Origin of the sequence: Halothece sp. PCC 7418, assembly GCF_000317635.1 — a bacterium.
Lineage (GTDB): Bacteria > Cyanobacteriota > Cyanobacteriia > Cyanobacteriales > Rubidibacteraceae > Halothece.
In genome coordinates this window covers 3,884,359-3,905,053 of record NC_019779.1, presented here as the reverse complement: position 1 = coordinate 3,905,053, position 20,695 = coordinate 3,884,359, and the positions used below count along the sequence as shown (strand labels likewise).

Here is a 20,695-nt window from a genome sequence, read left to right as displayed (position 1 = left end):
GCTTTGCTTCCACAATCAAAAGAGGACACAGAGAGCTAAAGCTCCAATGTGTCATTCATGAGGGGCTGTGTGCGGAGGTTTCCTCCGCACCTTGAAAGCCCCGTCCCTCGATTTGAAATCAAGGGCTTTCTGACTGAACTTCTGTAATAACGCACATCTGCTTGCATCAGGTGTGCGCTTCTGTTATTGCTTCCCAGCAATCAACCCCTTAATTTCTCGCCAAATTTGGGATTGACCCGAACCTAGTCTATTGGGATGGGTCAAAATCCCATGAGTGGGACTAAACAGAAACGCCAGCATAAAACAGCCAAATGCTACCATCACAATCGCCGGTCCCGACGGAAGATTAAAGTAGTAACTTAAATACATTCCACTAATACTTGCGATTACGCCAATCACTGACCCGAAAATCATCATCTGCTGTAAGCGTTTCACCAGTAAATAAGCCGTCGCACCAGGAGTGATTAACATGGCTACCACTAAGGCTAAACCCACCGTCGTCAGACTCGCCACAATGGTCAGAGACATTAAAATAATTAAGCCTAAGTCAAGAAGATGAATCGGTAATCCTGCTGCTTGTGCGCCTTCGGGATCAAAGGTATAAAAGAGCAATTCTTTGTAAAAGAGGACGATTACGGTTAAAACAAGGACGGTAATAACCGCAGTATTCACCACATCTCTGGTTGTAACTCCTAAAATATTTCCGAAGAGAAAGTGGAGGAGATCAACCTTATTATTTTTCTGGACAATAGAAATCAGTGTAATCCCCAAGGAGAAGAAAGCGGAATAGATAATTCCCATTGCAGCATCTTCTTTGATCGGCGATCGCGTCCTCACCCAAGCAATCATCACCGCAGAGATCACCCCAGCGATAAACGCCCCAACAAAAATATCAATCCCTAAAATAAACGCGATCGCCAGCCCCGGTAAAACAGAATGACTGACAGCTTCTCCCAGTAACGCCAGTCGCTGTACCATCAAATACGTTCCGACAGAAGCACAAATAATCCCGACTAAAATCGCCGTCAGCAGCGATCGCTGCATGAAGCTATATTGTAAAGGTTCAATTAGTATATCCATTGGTCATTAGTCACGCTGCTTGTTGCGAGAAAAACGCCACCTGAGCGCCATAAGCCCGTTGCAGATTATCCCGATTTAAAACCTGTTGACGAGTCCCATGAGCGACTAATTCCCGATTGAGCAAAATTAAATCATCAAAATTAAGAATGGATTCTCCTAAATCATGATGAACGACTAAAACAATTTTTCCCGCTTCCGCCAGTTCATGGAGGAGATCAAAAATAATCTGCTCGGTTTTTTGATCAATTCCTGCAAAAGGCTCATCAAAACAAAAAATATGGGCTTCTTCCGCTAAGGCTCTCGCAATAAATACCCGTTGTTGCTGTCCTCCTGAAAGTTGACCGATCGCGCGATCGCGAAATTCACTCATTCCCACCCGTTCCAAAGCCTCTACTGCTAACCGTTTCGAGACACTAGAAAAGCGGTTAAACCAGCCCGTTTTCCGCACCCGACCCATCATGACAACATCCCAAACCGTCGCCGGATACGTCCAATCAATTTTCGAGCGTTGGGGTAAATAAGCAACCGTTTCTAGTTGTTCCTTTAGGGGAGTTTCTCGAAAATAAACTGTTCCCCGAATCGGATTCACTAACCCTAGCATTGCTTTCATGAGGGTACTTTTTCCCGCCCCATTCGGACCAATCATTCCTGTGACTCGTCCAGGGCTCACTTGACAACTCACATCCGTTAAAGCCAGTACCCGTCGATACTGAACTTCTAAATTGCAAATTTGAATCCGTTCCCTCGGATGACGCGGAAAACTAATACTGGTCATTGCTGCTGTCTCCTCCCCAAATGGACGCTCCCTTGAAAAATGAAAAAAATATGAAAATATCTATCGCTATGGTAGCATGAACTTCCTTCAAAAATGAAAAAATAATGAGAAACATTCATTCACTGAGGAAAAAAGCATGATCACTGGTTTATTTCACAAACCTTGGCTAGCAATGGTTGGTGTTATCACAGCACTTGTTCTGAGTAGCTGTAGTGACTCTCCTCCCCCCCGTAGCCGTGAAAAACCCAGCGTTGTTACCACCAGCACCATGATTACCGACTGGACAAAACAAGTGGGGGGAGATGAAATCAAAGTGATAGGGATTCTTGAACCTGGGGCTGATCCGCACGTTTATGAACCTGTCCCTGCTGACAGTCGGGCGATGGAACAAGCGGATCTCATTTTTTATAACGGTTACAACTTAGAACCAGAATTAATTAAGCTGATGCAGGGAACTGGGATCAGTGAAGAGAAAACATTTGCTGTTGCAGAAGTGATAACTCCCTTTGATTACGACTATGACGGTCAGCGAGTCCCTGATCCTCATGTTTGGGGGGATGCTGAAAACGCGATCGTGATGGTTAATGCCATCCGCGATCAACTGATTGAACTGTCCCCAGAAGATGAAGCAGAGTTTAGAGAAAACGCAGCAGAATACACAAAACAATTAGAAGAACTCGACAGTTGGATGATCCAACAAATCCAAACCATTCCTGCGGATCAGCGTCAACTGGTCACGACTCATGATGCGTTTCAATATTATGCTCGCGCCTACGGATTAGACGTGACTGGAACGTTAATTGGAATTAGCACAGAGGAACAACCGAGCGCGCAAACCGTAAAAAACTTATCCGATGCCGTTCAAAACATTAATGTGCCTGCGATTTTTGCCGAAACCACCATTAATCCTGCTTTAATTAAAACCGTCGCGAATGAAGCGGGGGTCACCCTAGCTCAACAAGAACTCTACTCTGACTCCATTGGCGCACCCAATGGCGAAGCTAACTCCTATTTAGGAATGTTGATCGTCAATACCCGCACGATTGTTCAAAACCTGGAAGGCAGTTACACCCCCTTTGCCAACAGTATCAACGAGGATTGACCCCCTAATCTTAACAATTCTTTACATTATTTTCCTTTATTTTGTAACATTAGATACAGAATGCTGTGCTATAGTGGTTACATAACCAAAAAAACAGATTAAATTTCTTAATCGAAAGAAGAGGAGGTTCGCCATGTCTGCAGAACAACAAGCTCGCGCTTTAATGATGCGTCATCATAAAATGATTAAAAATCGTCAACAATCAATGTTAGGACGGGCTGCCTCTGAAATTGGCATGGATGTTGATAGTGCACAATATTGGGGTCACATCCAAGGAAAACCCCATCCCAGTTTCCGCGATTCTTATGATCGCAGCCATTCTGCCTCTAGCTAAGCTAGAAGTCAAATCATCTCTTTTTCGCCCTTTCCCTTCCCGTTAATCCTTCGGATTGAACGGGAAATGTTTGCTATGTAGGCTCTGCTGAAAAAGTCTATTGGTCGCTGTGGTTGGGGAGTCGGGAGTCGAGGGAGATCTTCTATCTATGAAACGTCTCTAGCGATCAGTTGTTCAGAAAGTGCAAGGTTTTCTGTCTTTTTCGTTCAATTCCCTTGCACTTTGTCCAAGAATTAAGAACCTTAAAAGCTAATTGAGTCGCAGATTACACCTTCTGTCACGGAAGGGGCACTCTGCGACCGTTGGTCAGGGTTTCAGTTTGATTCAGCAAGCCCTAGTTAATTGATGCCACTTCCCAACACAAACAAACTGAGTAACGTTCCGCTATTCCATAAACTGTGAACCACCATGGAAGCGAGAATATTGCGCGATCGCGTGTAAACCACTCCTAAGACTAACCCTAACGCGGTTAATGGTAACACTTCTGATAAGCTCAAATGCGCGATGGAAAATAACAAACTACTCAACACAATTGCACTCCAAACGGGAATATAGCGGGTGAGAGAGGGGAGGAGAAAGCCTCGAAAAATAATCTCTTCAAATATGGGTGCAGCGATCGCGGCAGTGCTAAAAAAGATTAATAACGCAACTGGATCTTGCGCTTGTACCGCCAAAAATAATAAGGGATTACTCCCTCCTTGTCCTTGCCAAATTTGTTGGTTCAAAATCGAAACAATGACGACGATGGGAATCGCGACCAAATAACCACCTATTCCCCAGACAATCCAGTTATTTCCTTTTAATTGAAACCAGCCTTCAGGCAACGGAAAATAATCCCGAATCGAGAAATAAAGTACCCCTAAACCGCCAGCACTCATCAAAATATAAGTTACCAAAACAAAGATAGCCTTCCCTTTAATCCCCCAGCCAGTGGGACTAATGCCAGCAATTCCGATTACTAAGGGCAGTAAAATTTGACCAATAAAGAAGAAACCAACAATTAAAACTTGCCATGTAATTTCCCAATTCCAAGGGGTTTCCCATTTCAGATCAGCATTGGTGGCTAAAACAGACTCTTTCCCCTTGATTAACCATTGCGTTAAAAAGAACAGTAATAAACCAAAGCCAATTAGCCCCCCAATTAATGGTAAGCCTGTTACGATGGCTAACTTAAATAGGGCTTGTTCTGCTTTTTCAGATCGCGCGGATTGTAAATTAGTTAACGCCGTTTGATTTTCTTCTAACGTATAAAGTCGGCTTAACGCTTCATCTTGAAACCAGCCATCAAGACTACTTTTGATTTCAGTTTCTGCACTCTCAGCAATGGTCGGGGGAGTTTGCCAGAGCCCTGATAAAATACTGGCTGTACGGGGTATGTCTTGGAAGCGAGAGGTTTCAGAAAACTCTTGTTGTATCCCTTGCCATGTTTCTAAAGCCGTAGCAACTTGATTCTGTTTGGCTTGTAACATCCCAATCTTTAGCTCTAATTCGGCAATAAATCCATTAATTTCTTGAATGGCAGCACTTAACTGTTGTTGTTGCGGAGAAAGATCAGGAACTTGTGCCAAACTCGTCCCAGAGGCATCACTGAGGAAACCCTCGTCTGATAAGGTTTTTAACTGTGCTTTGAGATCCCTGCGTCGGGTTTTTGCAAACTCTAAGGTTTCCTTGTATTTCTTTTCTGCATCTGCGTAAGGGGTTTCTCCCAGTAAGGCTTCAGAAGACAGTTGGCTATTTTCAGCATCCGTGTCTAAAGCCGTGACATTGAGCGATAAGTTAACTTGGTATAATTCTAATCGTGCTTGGATTTGGGGCTGGGAAAGACTACTCCCCAAAGATAAAACAATCTTCCCCACTGCAAATAGCGTCAGCAGAATTAAAAAAAAGCGTTTCAGGGTCATAGAATGATTTCGGCAAGGGACTTGCCACTGATTGTAACTGATAGTGAAGCTCTTATGATTGACCAAAAATCAAAGCACTGTGAACCCGCCCTTGATTTTCGCAATGTGAATGCCCTCTGGAGTTCGATTCTCGTGGAAACTCTCAGGCGTTTGGGGGTGATGACGGCGGTGGTTTGTCCAGGGTCTCGGTCTAGTCCTCTCACGGTCGCGTTTGCCAAACATCCTGACCTAGAAGCGATTCCAATTTTGGATGAACGTTCAGCAGCTTTTTTTGCCTTGGGGAGGGGAAAAATGACAGGAATCCCCGTTGCTTTGGTGTGTACGTCAGGAACGGCGGGGGCAAATTTTTATCCAGCTATTATTGAAGCCCGAGAAAGTGGGATTCCTTTACTGGTTTTGAGTGCCGATCGTCCACCCGAAATGCGTCATTGTCATAGTGGACAAACCATTGACCAACAGCGACTATATGGGAATTATCCCACTTGGCAAGTTGAGTTAGCCTTACCCAGTGCAGAAATGGAGGGGTTACGGTATCTGCGACAAACTCTGATTCACGCTACCGCGCGATCGCGCTTTCCGATACCAGGGGCGGTTCATCTCAATTGTCCTTTCCGTGACCCACTCGCACCGATTAAACAAGATTCTCTCCAGTTGACCGTTTCCGACTTTGACGGATTTTTCTCTCATCTGAAACCACCAGCATCCCCTCGTTTAGAGCAACCTTTACCTTGGGAAACATGGCAAAGTTCTCACCGTGGCATCATTATTGCAGGAGTGGATCAGCCCTTGTCTCCTGAACAGTATGCCCGCGCGATCGCGCAATTATCTAACTGTTTGGGCTGGGTGGTTTTAGCAGAAGGACTTTCTCCTGTTAGAAATTATGCTCATCTCGTTCCCAATCTAATTTCCACCTATGACTTCATTTTGCGCGATCGCGGTGTTGCGGAGTCTCTGATTCCAGAAATGGTCATTCAAATTGGGGCATTTCCCACCAGTAAAACCCTCCGCCAGTGGTTCAATCAACTCTCGGCTCAATGTTGGCTGTTTGATGATCGAGGAGAAAATCTTGATCCAATTCACCAAAAAACGATTCCCCTCCAGACTAAAATTACTGATATTTCTTCCTTTCCCCTCGCTCCTCCAGTTTCATCCAGTTATCAAAAACAATGGTTATTCTTTGAGGAAGAAAAGCGCGATCAAATTGATCACACCTGCCATCAAACATCGGAACTCATTGAACCGAAAATTGCTTGGTTATTATCCCAAACTCTCCCTCAAAATACACCGCTATTCATTGCGAATAGTCTCCCTGTACGCGATGTGGAGTGGTTCTGGGCTCCCAATCAACGCCAAATTTATCCTTTATTTAATCGCGGAGCTAATGGAATTGACGGCACACTTTCTACAGCGTTGGGAATCGCACATTCTCAGAAAAGTACCGTTTGTTTAACAGGAGATTTAGCCCTCCTTCATGATACCAATGGCTTTTTATCCCATGATAAATTTCAAGGTCATCTCACAATTATTTTGGTCAATAATAACGGCGGTGGAATTTTTGAAATGTTACCGATTGCTCAATTTCCAGATGTCTTTGAAGATTATTTTGCTACTCCTCAAAACATAGACTTTGCGACTCTTGCCAAAACTTATGGTCTTGAATATCAACTGATTAAAAACTGGGAACAATTACGAACTTTATTAAATCCCTTGCCACAGCAAGGAATACGACTTTTAGAAATACAAACGGATCGTCGTCAAAGTAAACAATGGCGAGAGAATGATTACAGTATTTCTTAATCAGGTAAACTACGTCTCGCCGCTTACGCGCTCGCGAGACGCTTTCTGTAGCCCTGAGTTGTCAAATAAGCTAAGCTGAACATATTCCCTGTTCAGACTTAACCGACAAGACAATCCCGTGCCTCTAGGCTGGTTTACAACAGCCCCCAATGCTTCTATATTCTTTGCGCCGTTTAGGTCAGCGTCCATCTTATTTTTGCAGTGCTCACAGGAAAACCGCTTTCCTTTTCTCTCCCCAATATGGAGGCATTGGGAACAAGTCTTGGAGGTATAAGCTGGGTTAACAAAGACCAGCTTTACCCCTTTTAAGGCACACTTGTAAGAGATGAACTGTCTTAACTGGTAAAACGCCCAATTATTCCCAAGTCGCTTATCTTTCTTGCTTCTTGGGTTTTTATTGGTACGCTTTCTAATTCCAGTTAAATCTTCTAACGCAATGACTAAGTTGTTGGTTACAGCATTATCAACCAACAACCGACTAATATTATGGTTTACCCACTTCTGAAAGCGTTTCTCTCTACCTGACAACCGTTTCTGAAGTTGGCGACATCTTCGCCGAGAACTTCTTGTGCCTTTCACAGCTTTCCTTTGGAGAACTGCTCTCATTTGGTGGTAATGGTTTCGCTTATCCGTAATCTGTTTCCCAGACCAGGATTCCCCTTGTGATGTTGTTGCAATATCCGTTCTACCTAAATCCACCCCTAAAACCTGATCAGTTTCGGTCGGGTCGGGGGTGTCTCGGTCAATCTGAATATGGACGTAATAAGTCCCATCTTTTCGCTTAACCAAAGTCGCCGAAGTAGGCTTACTCCCTTTTAACAAATGTCGTTGGTAGTTTCCAATTAACAACTCTAAGCGAGGGCGACTATTTATGAGCTTGATCGAGACTGTCCAATCTTTCTCTCTAAAACTGAAGATTCTTGCGTCATAACTCGCTGAAGTAGGGGAGAATGCTTTAACTGGCTTATTCTTTTGTTTAGCAGTTTTTCGGTTAGCGCAAACTCTCCGAATCGCCTGAATAGCTAAGTTGGCTGACAACCCAAACCGAGTTCGCACCTCTTGATAGACCAATGACTGCATTGCTGTCTTGTTAGTCATTTTCGGAGGAGTGTTCTGATTTACCCAATCGCAAGCAGAACTAAAGGCAAGCAAAGTATCGTCAATCTCTTTGGCGACACCATAATCAACCTTTAGCTTACAAGCTACTGTTATGGTTTGGACTTCAGACATATTAGTCTTCAAAAGGTGAATGTTTTTAATTATAACGGGTTTGGTAATTTTCGACCATCGAGGTCTCAAATTACCCGCTATCCCTCCCTACGCCGCTTACGCTGAGCGTAGGGACTCCCGCGATTTTGTTGACATCAGTTTAATTACAGCCTAAACTGTCTCGGGTCGCCACGCCTGTTTTTGGGTTCACTCCTTCTGCTCTTTCACACAATAACTTCACCTGATAGCGATTCAAAATTGCATCCGTAAAATCAGCACCTTCAATTTTTGTTCCTTCCAAGGTGCTACGAGTTAAGAATGTTCCCTGTAAAACCGCATTTCTTAAATCCGCTCCATCTAAACTAACCCGATCCATTAATGCTCCACTTAAATTAGTATTGGATAAATCAGCATTAATTAAAGTGCCTTTGGTGAACATGGCATTTTCTAAATTAGAACCACTAAAATTGGTTTTACGCATTTCTGCTGCTGCAAAAACCGCCCCGACTAAATCCTTATTTGAGAAATCTCTCTCAGATACAATCGTATAAGTGTAATTGACACTATTATCTTGCGCCATCACTGGTTTAGCATCGAGTAAAATCCAAATGCCTGCTAAGAGTAAAGCAATCACTAAATATAAAATTCGCTTGAGCATCTTCTTAATCATCTTGTTTTCAGTCATATCTTCTCTCCCCATCTCACTTATTATCCACTAAAATCAATGGAGACTCAACGTAACATCATCACCAAACAATGACGACTTCAATAATTCCTGTAATTCTTGCTGGCGGTAAAGGAGAACGCTTTTGGCCCGTTAGTCGCCAAGACCATCCTAAACAATTTTTATCTCTTGATGGTAGCGGACAAACCCTTCTGCAAGCGACAGCCCACCGACTTCTTGATCTCGCTTCGGGTTGGGAGAAAATATGGGTAATCACCTCGGAGAGGTTAGCTTCAGGTGTCCAAAAACAATTGCCACAACTCCCACCAGAAAATTGTTTAGTGGAACCGCAAGGGAGGGATACTGCGCCAGCGGTTGCTTGGGCGAGTCTAGAAATTGCCAAGCGTTATAGTGAAGATGCAGTGATTGGCTTTTTTCCTGCGGATCATTGGGTGGGAGATCTGAATAAGTTTCAAAATACGATCACCGCAGGAGTAGAATTAGCTGAGGCTGAAAACGCGATTGTTACTCTCGGAATGCAACCCACCTATCCTTCAACAGGTTATGGTTATATCGAACAGGGAAAAGCTGTCGGGGATTATCAAGGATTGTCCGCTTACGAAGTTACCCGCTTTACAGAAAAGCCTGATCGTGAAACTGCCGAGTCTTTTATTGCCAGTCAACGCTTTAGCTGGAATAGTGGAATGTTTATTTTCCGCGCTGGGGTTGTTTTACAAGAGTTAGCCCAACACGCCCCAGAAATTTTAACCCCCTTGCAGGAAAAAGGAAAAGCAGCTTATTCAGATCTTCCGAAAAATAGCATTGATTACGCTTTAATGGAAAAAACCCAACTGGCGTATGTTCTCCCCAGTGAATTTAGTTGGGATGATTTAGGAGATTGGAATGCCCTCGAACGGCTGTTTAAAGGGGATCAAGATAATGTGGAAGTGGGGACTCATGTGGGGTTAGATACGAAAGGAAATATTATCTATAACTCTGATCCTGAGGAAGTTGTTGTCACTTTAGGTTTAGAAGATGTGGTTATTGTGCGCGATCGCGGGGTCACTTTTGTTGTGAAAAAAGATCGCACCCAAGATATTAAAAAACTCCTTAAACAACTGCAAACCGACAACCGCTTTGACAAACTGTTATAACGCTCTCTCTTAGTGATTTTTGAAACTCAACTTTGCCTCTCGATGATGCGGTTGCCAGAGAGAGTCCGTTTCTGGACCAGAGGGAATAATTCCCCCAGGATTAAGTGGAAATAAATTGCCGTAGTAGTCTCGTTTGACAGCCTCAATATCGCAGGTTTCGGAAACACCAGGCAGTTGATAAATATCGCGCAGGTAGCCATTTAAATTCGGATAGTCACGGATGCGGTGACGGTTACATTTAAATAATCCGAAATAAGCAGCATCAAAGCGGAAGAGGGTTGTAAACAAACGGACATCTGCTAAGGTAACGCGATCGCCGCTAAGATAGCGGTTGTTTTCTAAAGTGGATTCAATTTCCTCAAGGGTCGAAAAGAGTTCCTCACAGGCGTGATCGTAGGCTTGTTGGGTTTGGGCAAAACCGCAGCGATACACGCCATTATTCACCGCAGGATAAATTTTGGCATTCCACTGATCAATCTGAGATTGCAATGCTTCTGGATAGAGATCCAGTTCTGGGCGACCCGCAAACTCGTTGAATTGATCATTCAGCATGACAATAATTTCTGCACTTTCATTATTGACAATGGCTTCAGTTTTACTATCCCATAACATGGGAACGGTAGAACGTCCTTCATAACCGGGCTGCGCTTTTTGGTAAAATTCTGCTAAGCTCTGACAGCTTGCTTCGGGTTCAGTAAAGACCCAACCCCCTTCTGTTGGTGAAGGATAGACAACAGTTACAGGAATTGCCTCTTGCAAGCCTTTTAACGCTCTCACAACGAGGGTGCGATGCGCCCAAGGACAACTCATCCCTACGTAGAGACGATAACGCCCTGATTCCGGTGGAAATCTCTGATCGCCAATGCTGTCCCGAAATTCGCTGCTGGGGCGGATATAAGAGCCAGCGCGATCGCGCGGGGCAAGATTCGACATCATAATTTTCCACATTGTTGTCCAAACCCATTGACCAGCACGAATCACAAATTTAGGGGGAAGAGCTTTAGCCATCATTGCTCCCATGTCTCGATTACCGCTCATCAACATTTTAACTCTTCGACAGCAGTCACCTGATATTGTTTCACCACTGCTTCATGAGGAGGAGAGCCTGATTCACCTGCAGTAGTTAATTCTTTGGTACTTTCAATTGTTGCTTCATAAATGCCCTGATCTGTCTCATCAGGAGAGGAATAATGAATGCGAACTTTTGCCCATTCTTTATGGGTTTGATCCACTTGTAGCACTTCTCCCCTTTTTAAGTAATGAAACCAGTCCCAACCGTGATTTAACCACACTTCTTGCTCAGCAATTTGTGTCCATTGGTCTAATCCTGTCCAACCGCGATAATACAATTTCAAGTCGCTCAAATTGCCTTCCTGTTTCGTGATGAAATTCAGGGCTTCTGGCGTTAAACGTCCCCAGTAACGTCCATCGGGAAGACTAATCGCAGTAGGGGCAAAACGATGTCCGCCAAAATGACTACAGCGCCACACTCTGACTCTGGAATTGGCTTGTTGTCGCCAATTTTTATAGAGAGGATAGCCATAACGAGAACAAGCTGCATCAACATTCCCATGGGTGCAGACGAGTAGATCATGCTGGTGCTTATTATCTTGCTTGTAGTCACTGAAGTGAGGAAGTTTTTCTGGTTCTAAGAGGAGTGCAGAGGCTAAGTTTCCTAATTCAAAATTGGGAATCAGATATTCTTCTCGGGTGTAATGAGCAAATAACTCAGTTGGACGACGATAGAAGAGAACTCTTGTATATCCCGCTTGAGAATAGTCTGAATCGGGCGCGATCGCGAGGGGACGCAGTTTGATTCCTTTTTCATAAACCAGTGATTTAATCGCGGGTAAATAGGGTTTTAACGCTTCGTTTTGATCAAGAGCAATTTCTGACCAGGGTTGCGGTAGCTCTACCAATAACCAGTAATCATAATGTCCTGCGGTACCAATAGAGGCTTCTCCCACCGCTTGGGAAATATCAGAACAGAATTGGCATTGTGCAAGATGCTGGGGTAAAGATGACATAATTATTTTTTCTCCTCTAACAGATAAGTCGATAGATCCGCCAAAACTTTGTTAGCAGCAATGGGACCGCGACCAATCCAATATCCAGGCACTGGATAAACGTTTCCCGCTTGTACGGCTTCTAATTTTGACCAGAGAGGGTCATCTTGCAGGCGTTTATAGGCAGTTTCAGCGTCGTTCCCTAAACTCCAAACAAAGATGATATCCCCATCGGCTGCGTCGAATCGTTCCCGAGAAATATTAATCCATAAATTATCTTTATCCTGACTCGGTGGACGAGATAAACCGACATCTTGGAGGATACCGCCGACAAAGGTATCCTTTTGATAAAGGCGTAACCCATCGGGAAACACACGCACCACAGAAACTTCGATTTCGGACGGGTTTTCAAGGCGCGACCCGAGGTCTTTGGCTCGTTGATTATACTGATCGAGCAAGGCTTGTCCTTCTTCAGGTTTTCCTACTGCTTCGGCGGTGAGAAGGAGTTTCTGTTTCCAAGCACTGGTTCCACTTTTTCCTAATAAAATCGTGGGTGCAATCTGATTGAGTTGGTTATATACCGCTTCGACATTTTTTCCGCCGATAATTAAGTCAGGATTGAGTTTGGTAATCGTTTCTAGGTTTTGTTGGTTGGGAGAGAGTTTTCTTGTCCTCTCAGTAATTTGATCGCGCAGATGAACGGGAAATTGCCCTGTATTTTCATTCATTAATGCAGCAATCGGTTTCACATCCAAGGCGAGAACACTGTCTAAGGCAATATTATCTAAAGCAATAACTCGCTCAGGATGGGTAGGAACCGCCGTTTCTCCTTTGGCATGAGTCACCATCCGCGCTGGATTAGGAAGGGGTCGGTTGAGGGTTTGGTTATTTTGGCATCCCGTGAGACTCAATAGTCCCAGCAGGAAAAGGGATACAGTCCAAGGTCGAAGCATGATTTACCAGTTGAGTTGATATTGCAGACTAATGGTGCGTCCTAAAGCAGCAGCATATTCTTGATTTCTGCTTTGAGTTTGGGAGTCAACGGGGAAGTATTGGTTATCTAAAAGGTTTTGCACGGCTAGGGTTAAAGTGCCATCTCCAAGTTGTAAACTGCTAATCCAGTCGAGAGTGGTGTAACTTTCGATGGGGAAGGGATCAATGGGATCGCCGTCAATGTCTTCTTCAAACGCGCGATCGCGCGACCCGACAATTAATAATTGCAAGCGATTCGACCAAGTGGGCGTTGTTTGATTTTGCACATACAACCCGATTTTAATCGGCTGAATCTCCTCTGTACTCAAAGGAACAAAGTCATCCACGCCATCAGGGCTGCTGTCTCCTTCCACCCAAGTGAAATTCCCGCCTAACTGCCATTGATCATTCACTTGATAATCCGCTGTCGCTTCAATCCCATAAGTGCGCGTCGGTTCACGATTCGAGGTTAAAAACGAGCCATCCTCACTTGGTCGTTCATTTTGTCCCAATTCTGAGTAAGTAAAGAAGCCCGCTAAGGAAAACTGCACCTGTTCCCAATTCCCTCGAACCCCAATTTCGTAATTATCAACAATGATGGGCTGAGTAACATCAATACTTTCATCTACAACCACGGGTCGGGCATTTACAGAAAACGGTAGGAAGCGCAGAAAACGCCGAAAATCTGGTGCAGAAAAGCCTTGAGCGAAATTCGCAAAGACACTAATTTCCTCAGTGACATCATAAATCGCTCCCACATTAAAGACCACATCATCAAAACTGACTTGACCGCCTGTGACTTCATCGGGAAGCGCTTCGCCAGCAAAGTCAATATCGCCCAAGACATTAAAATCATCCACTGACATATTGAATCGTTCAAACCGTAATCCCCCACTGAGGGCAAGTTTTTCTGTTGCTTGCCAATCGAGTTGACCAAACGCACCAAAGGTTTCTAAATCGTAAGGGGGAGAGAAAAATTCCTCATCCACTTGTATAAATTCATTGCCACCACTGCTATCAAAGACGCTCGCATCAAAAATATCTAAGGGTTGTTCAATGGATTCATCCGCGTAATCGACACCCCAAAGTAAATCTAAGTTATTGCTTAAAGGCGTTTCAATATCTAGGCGAGCACCAATTTTTTCAGATTCGGTTACGGTGCGCGAAACCGATTGAAAGATTGTCTCTCGGTTATCCACGGGAATGGTAAGGGTTGTGGAGTCTTTGTAAAAGGCTTGTAAATCAAGTTGACTCCCCCAAAGGTCATCATGGGAGTAATTGAGGCTCAGGGTTAAGTCCTCACGACCGGGTAAATCTTCTAGTTCTAATTCTCCCGAGGTTTCTAAAGGTCGGGCTTTGGTGCGTTCATCCAGATTATCCACACTGGGATCGGAAACGGTCGGCGGATCTTGCTTGTCATCAAAATAATTAACAGTTAACTGCAAGCGCTGGTTTGGAGTGAAATCAACACCGGCTTTAGCAAGAATATTAAACGTTTCTAGGTTATCTAATCCTTGGGAGCGACCGACAGGAATAATATCTCCCTCCGCATCAAAGCTGTTCCCACTTTCTTCATAAGATGCAGCAAGCAGATAGTCAAACTTTCCAATTTCACCCGAGAAAAATTGTTCGACCCCTGCACCAAAACTCTGCTCAACATTCGAGAGAGAGAGGCGAGGACCAATCGAGACCTTAGTCCGAGCCGTAAACACTTCTTGTGGTTGACGAGTAATAATGTTAATGATGCCACCACTGGCTTCTGCGCCATAAATGGAACTGGGACCCCGCACCACTTCCACTCGTTCCACGGCATCGGGGGCAATACTGCGTAAATCCTGGAAGACACTGAGGTTACTATCCACTGGCACGCCGTCAATTAAGACAGACGGTTCCCGACCACGCAGAGATTGAGCGCGATTCGATGCACTTTGACTCGGAGGACCTAATCCAGGAACAGTATTTCCTAGAATATCAGGAAGATTGTTAGATAGTTGCGACTGTTGTTCAATTTCTTCTCGGCCGACAACGGTTGTGGAACGGGGAATGTCGCTTGCATCTTCTTCCGTTCGTGTCGCGGTCACCACCAGTTCAATCACGCCATCTTCAGTCCCACTTTCTTCGGGTACAGCAGGCGTTGGTGCTGCTTCTGGGGTTGGTGAAGGAGTGGTTTGGGCTAGACTACCCTGTTCAGGGAGATTAACTGCTAGTCCTTGGGGAGTTGATTCAATATTCACTTCTGGAAGGGTGTTTGCCCCACGGATCATGACGCGAATACTGTTGGGATATTTCTGAATCACCTTAATTTCAGCAATTTCAACCGATGGATCTAAAATTTGAGCGCTGTCTCCTTCGGCTAACTGTAATTGCGTATCAATAATATCGATGAAAAGGGTATCTTCTCCCACTGGCGTTTGGAAGGTTTGTAGGGGTTCTGGCGTAATTAATAAAAGTTGAAGGGTATTCTCACCTATGCTATTGACTTGAATGTCAGTAACGGGAGAAGGCGCAGCATGAACAACGCTAGTTACTAATATGGGTGTGATTGGGATTAAAGTATAGCTCAGAAGCTGTTTATATATAGAATTCACTGTTTTATTAATTACAAAAACTGACACTGGGTAATGGTAGATTATGCGAAATAGATCAATAATCATCCCTGCTCACGTGAGAGAGGAGTAATGTTGAACTTGATCTTGAAGTGATTAACGGCTTATTAGGAGAGATGAGAAGATTGCAGCTTAGAGATGACCGCCCGAACTAGAGCGATCATCTTGCTAGCCCATCAATGAATGATGAATTGTAGAACTTATGCGACAGGGGGAGTGCCAAAAACGAGATTGTCGCTCACGCTTAACCCACTTGCACCGCTAAAGATGGCGACGGCTTGGTCATCAACCAGTAAGGTTTCGTTTTCAAAGCTGACTTGCTCGGCTGTGATACCGCCACCGATACCAATGACATCACCCGCACTGGGATCGAAGTCAGTAATGGTATTCGGCACATCAGGAAGTTTTGTTGAAGTGAGTACCCAGAACTGTTCCGCACCTGCACCGCCAGTAACGAGGTTGTCTCCCCCTTGCATGAGGAAGATGTCATCTCCATTACCACCAAAAGCGCGATCGCTGCTGCCGAGGCTAAAGATATCATCTCCATCACCGGCATAGGCGCGGTTTCCTGCTCCACTCAGAGAGAGTTCAAGGAAATCGTTTCCAGTCCCTGCAAACAAGCGATTGTTATTCGCACCAGCAAGGACTTCTAACTCGTCGCTACTGCTACCACCATAGAGACGGTTTCCATCAGCAGCAGTGGAGAGTAAGTCTTCGCCATCACCGCTAAAGACCACCTCAGAGGCTTCCGCACCTACGTTTTCCAGATCATCATCATCGATGCTGCCAAAATTCAGCGTAGGTTGACTGGCTTCATCTTCTTCGCCACCATCAGCTGGATTAATGGTTACGGACGCGGAATTCTCACTAGGATCAACGCCGTAGTTTTCACCATCAAGGAGGTTAAAGGTAAAGGTTTCAGAGCCTTCACCGCCTTCAGAGCCTTCACCGCCAAAATCACCAGCAATGGGTAGAGTAATCGAGCCTTCTGTTTCTAGCAGATTAGCAAAGAAGCCACTGTCATCGGCATCCCCTTCAATTCCCAATCCAATCCCTTGAATATCTGTAATGACGGGATTATCATTTTCATCAAACTGTAAGATATTGCTGAGAGTACGGATGGATTGACTATCCACAGCGACGGGTAAGCCACCGTCAGGGAGGTCTCCGTTAACACTGAAGTTGAGAGTGACTTCTTCGCCCGATTCAATTTCGGATTGATCAGCGCTAAAACTGACAACGGGAGTATCAATGTTTTCTACGCCGTCACTGATGGTAAAGCTATCTTCGCTGGCTTGAGGGTTAAGTGTGAAGTCAATGGTTCCTTCACCGCCTTCGCCTCCTTCAGAGCTTTCTCCTCCTTCAGCACCTTCACCGCCAGCTTCAGTGATGCTAAAGGTGTAGGATTGTTCACCTTCCCACACAATGTCATCGTTGACAGGTAAAGTAATCGAGGAATTGGCTTCATTTAGTGTAATTTGAACATCTTCGGTTTCCCCCGCGATCGCGTAACGAATAAAATCAGCACGGAGTCCAGGGAAGGGATCATCTCCTTCACCGCCTTCGGAGCCTTCAGCACCTTCACCGCCAGCTTCACCACCAGCTTCACCACCTTCGGAGCCTTCTCCTCCTTCACCGCCAGGGCGTAAGATGTCTAAACCTTCGGCTTCGGCTTCTCCTAAATCAAATTGGTTATCGAGAACTGCATCTAAAACACCATTCAGATTCAGAGTAATTCCCTCCTCGGGAACGTCTCCATCTACGGTGAAGTTTAAGGATAGGTCTCCACCATCATCTTCGTTTAGACTATCAGGAACGATGTCAAAACCGACCGTTGTTGCTTCAGCTTCACCGCCTTCAGAGCCTTCACCGCCTTCAGAACCTTCGCCCCCTTCAGAGCCTTCACCACCGTCATCAATAGGAGGTTCTGGTGTTTCGCCTTCACCGCCTTCACCACCGTCATCAGTGGCTTCATCTTGAATAGTTAGAGTGGTTGAGCCAGCATTTTGAAGAATATTATAGTCTTCACTCTCTCTGATGGCAAAAGTGACTTCATCTGTCCCTTCATCAAACTCATCGTTACCAACAACCAAGTTGATTTTGGCAGTTGGCTCAGTTACTAAAAGGGTAAAACTATTCAGAGTGTCAGTTTTGGGAATACCTTGTAGGGTTGCGCCTTCAAAGGTGAAGTTGTTGAGATTAAATTGGGCAAGGGGTTTTTCCGCACCACTATCAATACTGACATCAAAGGGGACAAGAAGACCACCTTCTGGGGGCGGTTCACTTAGCTGAAGCGTCAGTGTTGTTGAGGTTTGTTCTGTTTCAATGAGAAGCGTTGGCGATCCCGTTAGACTCACGTCAACCATGATTAATTTTACTCCTGCTGATCAAGGGATAAATAATTGCAAGTTAATTTCAAATACGTTTGATGATATTATCATTAACATCTATACTTGACAATCACTAATTGAGTAAATTTCTTTACTATTTTGGATTGCCTTTGCTTAAATACTGATTTATTCTAGGCTTGTGACAATTCATTAACTCATTTTTACTCTTGAATCCAAACCAGCTTTACGGTTTTATTGCATAAGTCTGTCAAAAATAACTGATAGTCTCAACAAGAAGCCTTATTTTAAGTTAAAAGATTTATCAATAAAGGATGCAGTTTTCAACCCCCCCGAACAACTGGCGCACGTTTATCATCATCTGGAGTGGTCAAATGGCTTCCACCATTGGGAGTTACATGACTCGGTTCGCTTTAACGATTTGGTTATGGAACTTAACTGGAGAAGCTACACCGATCGCGCTGTTGGCAGTGTTTACAGAACTGCCTGCTTTAGTGATTTCACCTCTTGCTGGCGCGATCGCGGATCGATTTTCTCGTAAAACGTTGATGCTGGTGGGAGATACGGTGGCGGGTTTATCAACCATCATCATATTGTTGCTCTATTTAACTGGAAATTTAGCCCTTTGGCATTTGTATGCAACAGGCGCACTAAATGGGGCATTTTCCCGTTTACAAAAACTGGCTTACACGGCTTCGATTACCATGCTCGTCCCCCAAGAGGGTTATACTCGGGCAAGTGGCATGGGATCAGTGTTGCATTATGGTTCGGTGATTATTGCCCCAGCGGTTGCGGGTGCTTTATATCCTATTGTTGATTTGTTGGGAATTTTATGCGTTGATTTAATTACTTTCGCGATCGCGCTGACAATGGTTCTTTTCGTTGCGATTCCGAATCCAAGCACTATTGTCAAAGCTAAAAAGCACAAATCTCGCCCATCCCTTTGGCAAGAGATTAAATTCGCTTTTGACTATCTTCTCACCCGTCCTAGTTTACTCACTTTAGTGCTCATTGCCACCCTTTTCCAATTTTCCCACGATATCGGTAAAGCCCTCTACTCACCGATGATTTTGGCGCGGACTGGTAATGATGCCCAAGTTTTAGGGATAATCAGTGCTGCTGCAGGAATCGGTGGAATTTTGGGTTCGATCATGGTTAGTGTTTGGCGAATGAAAGGGCGCAAAATCAATTGGTTTTTAGGTGGGATGATGGGTGCTGGCGTTGCAAAAACCCTATTTGGGATCGGACAAAGTGTCTTCATTTGGTTTCCGTCTCAATTTCTCTCCTCCATCAATTTTCCAATCATGGGCAGTGCGAAACAAGGAATCATTCTGACAAAAGTTGAAGCAGATTTGCAAGGGCGAGTAATTGCCATGAGTTCTACTTTTGTTGGCGTTGCCTCTCCACTTGCTAAGTTAATGGCGGGCCCTTTAGCGGATCAAGTATTTACCCCTGCTATGGCAGAAGGAGGGTTACTAACAGGCGTTTTCGGTAGATTATTTGGTGTTGGTGAAGGGAGTGGAATTGCTCTTTTATATACGCTGTCTTCAATCGGGTTAATTGCGGTTGGAGTTCTCGGTTACAGATTGTCTCATTGACGATTTGCGGAAAATTAAATTTTAATAAAAAATCTTTCTCAACTATTTCGGTTATACGGTAAACTGTCTTCAATATCAATTGAATATCTTTTGCAATAAAATAAGGAGGTTTCATGGTGAATTCCGATCAGCCGTGGTGGGCGGGAAACGCTCGTCTCACCAACCTTTCCCAAAAGTTACTAGGTGCTCATGTTGCCCATGGGGGCTTAATCGTCTTTTGGGCAGGGGCAATGACCCTCTTTGAACTGGGTCAATTTAACCCCGATCAACCTATGTACGAACAAGGTTTGATTTTAATCCCCCATCTGGCGACTCAAGGCTGGGGCATAGGTGATGGGGGAGAAATCATCAGCACTTATCCCTTTTTCGTCATTGGGGCATTACACCTGATTTCCTCGGCATTTTTGGGCTTTGGCGGTATTTTCCACGTCCGTTCTGAACAAGATGTGCTGGAGAAAAAGAAATTCCCGTTTTTCAGTTACGACTGGGAAGACCAAAACAAAATGACCACCATTCTGGGGATTCATTTAGTGTTACTGGGAGGGGGCGCACTCCTGCTGGTTGCAAAAGCCATGTTTTTCGGTGGGTTGTATGACCCAAACTTAGAAACTGTGCGTGCTGTCAGTAACCCGACTCTTTCTCCCGCGACCATCTTTGGCTATCTCTTCGGGGCAGAAGGCAAACACTGGTTAGCTGCGGTAGATAACTTAGAAGATGTGGTGGGCGGTCATATTTGGATCGCACTGTTACTGATTGGTGGCGGTATTTTCCATATTTTCACCCGCCCCTATGCTTGGACGCAATCCCTGTTTGTTTGGTCGGGGGAAGCCTATCTTTCTTACAGTTTAGGCGCGTTAGCCCTCATGGGGTTTATTGCCACCTACTTTATTTCCGTCAATACAACGGTTTATCCAGAAGTCTTCTATGGACCCGCCCTAGAGATTCGGCTGAATATTTTCCCCTACTTCTCTTCGGTTGATCCCAACTTAGTTTCCTCTCGCACTTGGCTGGCGAATGCTCATTTCTGGCTTGCCTTCTTTTTCCTACAAGGACACATTTGGCACGCCCTGCGCGCTGCTGGCTTTGATTTCCAACGGGGTCGGGTGACAGAGGAAAGTGCTTCTTCCCTGACTTAGTTTTTTTCTGAAA

General features: G+C 44.7%; 16 protein-coding genes. 6 read left to right on the top strand and 10 right to left on the bottom strand.

From position 1 onward, the window contains the following. Positions 1 to 183: 183 nt before the first annotated feature. Entirely contained in the window at positions 184 to 1,080 is an 897-nt protein-coding gene (locus PCC7418_RS17840) for a metal ABC transporter permease (RefSeq protein WP_015227585.1), read from the bottom strand. A gap of 10 nt (positions 1,081 to 1,090) precedes the next feature. After that, the gene (locus tag PCC7418_RS17835) at positions 1,091 to 1,855 is read right to left on the bottom strand and encodes a metal ABC transporter ATP-binding protein (protein ID WP_015227584.1); all 765 of its coding nucleotides are present in this window, start codon (positions 1,853 to 1,855) and stop codon (positions 1,091 to 1,093) included. Positions 1,856 to 1,991: 136 nt separating this feature from the next. On the opposite strand from PCC7418_RS17835, the gene PCC7418_RS17830 reads away from it, so the two are divergent. After that, a complete protein-coding gene (locus PCC7418_RS17830; protein WP_015227583.1) occupies positions 1,992 to 2,957 on the top strand; it encodes a metal ABC transporter solute-binding protein, Zn/Mn family in 966 nt (321 codons plus the stop codon). A gap of 133 nt (positions 2,958 to 3,090) precedes the next feature. Then, a complete protein-coding gene (locus tag PCC7418_RS17825) occupies positions 3,091 to 3,291 on the top strand; it encodes a hypothetical protein (RefSeq protein WP_015227582.1) in 201 nt (66 codons plus the stop codon). 338 nt (positions 3,292 to 3,629) lie between these two features. Here PCC7418_RS17825 and PCC7418_RS17820 read toward each other — a convergent pair whose 3' ends face one another. Beyond that, complete coding sequence (locus tag PCC7418_RS17820) at positions 3,630 to 5,192, bottom strand: CPBP family intramembrane glutamic endopeptidase (RefSeq protein WP_015227581.1); 1,563 nt, start codon at positions 5,190 to 5,192, stop codon at positions 3,630 to 3,632. A gap of 54 nt (positions 5,193 to 5,246) precedes the next feature. On the opposite strand from PCC7418_RS17820, the gene menD reads away from it, so the two are divergent. Continuing rightward, positions 5,247 to 6,989 carry a 2-succinyl-5-enolpyruvyl-6-hydroxy-3-cyclohexene-1-carboxylic-acid synthase gene (menD, locus tag PCC7418_RS17815; protein WP_051030568.1) on the top strand — a complete coding sequence of 581 codons (1,743 nt, stop codon included), beginning with the start codon at positions 5,247 to 5,249 and terminating at the stop codon, positions 6,987 to 6,989. A 9-nt stretch (positions 6,990 to 6,998) separates the two neighbouring features. Here menD and PCC7418_RS17810 read toward each other — a convergent pair whose 3' ends face one another. Then, the gene (locus PCC7418_RS17810; RefSeq protein ID WP_015227579.1) at positions 6,999 to 8,219 is read right to left on the bottom strand and encodes an RNA-guided endonuclease TnpB family protein; all 1,221 of its coding nucleotides are present in this window, start codon (positions 8,217 to 8,219) and stop codon (positions 6,999 to 7,001) included. 139 nt (positions 8,220 to 8,358) lie between these two features. Then, positions 8,359 to 8,883, bottom strand: coding sequence for a pentapeptide repeat-containing protein (locus PCC7418_RS17805; RefSeq protein WP_015227578.1), 525 nt, complete (start codon positions 8,881 to 8,883; stop codon positions 8,359 to 8,361). Between the two features lie 71 nt (positions 8,884 to 8,954). Here PCC7418_RS17805 and PCC7418_RS17800 point away from each other — a divergent pair, with 71 nt between their 5' ends. Then, positions 8,955 to 10,016 (top strand): mannose-1-phosphate guanylyltransferase, encoded by a 1,062-nt coding sequence (locus PCC7418_RS17800; RefSeq protein WP_015227577.1) that lies wholly within the window; start codon positions 8,955 to 8,957, stop codon positions 10,014 to 10,016. Between the two features lie 9 nt (positions 10,017 to 10,025). On the opposite strand, the gene PCC7418_RS17795 is transcribed toward PCC7418_RS17800, so the two are convergent. The 5 genes from PCC7418_RS17795 to PCC7418_RS17775 all read right to left on the bottom strand — a co-directional run bounded on the left by PCC7418_RS17795 (position 10,026) and on the right by PCC7418_RS17775 (position 17,966). Beyond that, complete coding sequence (locus tag PCC7418_RS17795) at positions 10,026 to 11,054, bottom strand: glutathione S-transferase family protein (protein ID WP_015227576.1); 1,029 nt, start codon at positions 11,052 to 11,054, stop codon at positions 10,026 to 10,028. Next, positions 11,054 to 12,043, bottom strand: a complete 990-nt coding sequence (locus PCC7418_RS17790; protein ID WP_015227575.1) for a sucrase ferredoxin — start codon at positions 12,041 to 12,043, stop codon at positions 11,054 to 11,056. Before PCC7418_RS17790 ends, PCC7418_RS17795 begins: the two co-directional genes overlap by 1 nt. Before the next feature lie 2 nt (positions 12,044 to 12,045). Continuing rightward, positions 12,046 to 12,975, bottom strand: coding sequence for an ABC transporter substrate-binding protein (locus tag PCC7418_RS17785; protein WP_015227574.1), 930 nt, complete (start codon positions 12,973 to 12,975; stop codon positions 12,046 to 12,048). Between the two features lie 3 nt (positions 12,976 to 12,978). Then, complete coding sequence (locus PCC7418_RS17780) at positions 12,979 to 15,582, bottom strand: TonB-dependent receptor domain-containing protein (RefSeq protein ID WP_171814928.1); 2,604 nt, start codon at positions 15,580 to 15,582, stop codon at positions 12,979 to 12,981. A gap of 218 nt (positions 15,583 to 15,800) precedes the next feature. Next, a complete protein-coding gene (locus tag PCC7418_RS17775) occupies positions 15,801 to 17,966 on the bottom strand; it encodes a hemolysin-type calcium-binding protein (RefSeq protein ID WP_015227572.1) in 2,166 nt (721 codons plus the stop codon). Positions 17,967 to 18,262: 296 nt separating this feature from the next. Between PCC7418_RS17775 and PCC7418_RS17770 the strand changes: the two genes are divergently transcribed. Then, a complete protein-coding gene (locus tag PCC7418_RS17770; RefSeq protein ID WP_015227571.1) occupies positions 18,263 to 19,546 on the top strand; it encodes an MFS transporter in 1,284 nt (427 codons plus the stop codon). 113 nt (positions 19,547 to 19,659) lie between these two features. After that, positions 19,660 to 20,682: a chlorophyll a/b binding light-harvesting protein gene (locus tag PCC7418_RS17765; protein ID WP_015227570.1), complete on the top strand. Its 1,023-nt coding sequence runs from the start codon at positions 19,660 to 19,662 to the stop codon at positions 20,680 to 20,682. Positions 20,683 to 20,695: the final 13 nt, after the last annotated feature.

Coding starts and splice junctions, on each gene's coding strand:
- PCC7418_RS17830 (WP_015227583.1), top strand. CDS start 1,992: ATGATCACTGGTTTATTTCACAAACCTTGGCTAGCAATGGTTGGTGTT.
- PCC7418_RS17810 (WP_015227579.1), bottom strand. CDS start 8,219: ATGTCTGAAGTCCAAACCATAACAGTAGCTTGTAAGCTAAAGGTTGAT.
- menD (WP_051030568.1), top strand. CDS start 5,247: ATGATTGACCAAAAATCAAAGCACTGTGAACCCGCCCTTGATTTTCGC.
- PCC7418_RS17775 (WP_015227572.1), bottom strand. CDS start 17,966: ATGGTTGACGTGAGTCTAACGGGATCGCCAACGCTTCTCATTGAAACA.
- PCC7418_RS17805 (WP_015227578.1), bottom strand. CDS start 8,883: ATGACTGAAAACAAGATGATTAAGAAGATGCTCAAGCGAATTTTATAT.
- PCC7418_RS17820 (WP_015227581.1), bottom strand. CDS start 5,192: ATGACCCTGAAACGCTTTTTTTTAATTCTGCTGACGCTATTTGCAGTG.
- PCC7418_RS17825 (WP_015227582.1), top strand. CDS start 3,091: ATGTCTGCAGAACAACAAGCTCGCGCTTTAATGATGCGTCATCATAAA.
- PCC7418_RS17795 (WP_015227576.1), bottom strand. CDS start 11,054: ATGAGCGGTAATCGAGACATGGGAGCAATGATGGCTAAAGCTCTTCCC.
- PCC7418_RS17800 (WP_015227577.1), top strand. CDS start 8,955: ATGACGACTTCAATAATTCCTGTAATTCTTGCTGGCGGTAAAGGAGAA.
- PCC7418_RS17770 (WP_015227571.1), top strand. CDS start 18,263: ATGCAGTTTTCAACCCCCCCGAACAACTGGCGCACGTTTATCATCATC.
- PCC7418_RS17790 (WP_015227575.1), bottom strand. CDS start 12,043: ATGTCATCTTTACCCCAGCATCTTGCACAATGCCAATTCTGTTCTGAT.
- PCC7418_RS17835 (WP_015227584.1), bottom strand. CDS start 1,855: ATGACCAGTATTAGTTTTCCGCGTCATCCGAGGGAACGGATTCAAATT.
- PCC7418_RS17840 (WP_015227585.1), bottom strand. CDS start 1,080: ATGGATATACTAATTGAACCTTTACAATATAGCTTCATGCAGCGATCG.
- PCC7418_RS17785 (WP_015227574.1), bottom strand. CDS start 12,975: ATGCTTCGACCTTGGACTGTATCCCTTTTCCTGCTGGGACTATTGAGT.
- PCC7418_RS17765 (WP_015227570.1), top strand. CDS start 19,660: ATGGTGAATTCCGATCAGCCGTGGTGGGCGGGAAACGCTCGTCTCACC.